Raw genomic sequence first — 328 nt, 5'->3', positions numbered from 1 at the left:
GTCTGTAGAGGTAATGTCGCCATCAAATGATGCGGCATCAACTTCTAAAGAACCATTGGTAGTATTCTGTTTTAATCCTGTACCCGCTACACTCGAATCGATCTTGGCAGCTGTTACTGCGTCGTCGGCAAGTTTCACGGCTGTTACTGCCGCATCTTCTATCTTAACTGTAGTTACTGCTGCATCTTTGATATCAGAAGTTTCTACTGCCCCTGCTGCAATGTTTTCGGTCTGAACTGCATTGTCCGCAAGCTTAGCATTGGTTACTGCATCAGCTCCTATCTTAGCTGTAGTTACTGCCCCGTCTGCAAGCTTTACTTCTGTAATT

The 328-nt window shown here is 45.1% G+C and carries 1 protein-coding gene; it reads right to left on the bottom strand.

All coding sequences use genetic code 11. The features are described 5' to 3' along the window. The coding region (locus tag NHE85_RS16605) for a hypothetical protein (protein WP_252813329.1) at nt 1-328 on the bottom strand (328 nt) is incomplete at both ends.

It is taken from the genome of Flavobacterium sp. NRK1, from assembly GCF_024054175.1.
GTDB lineage: Bacteria > Bacteroidota > Bacteroidia > Flavobacteriales > Flavobacteriaceae > Flavobacterium.
The sequence above is the reverse complement of the archived record's forward strand: the minus strand, read 5'-3'. Positions and strand labels throughout refer to the sequence as shown.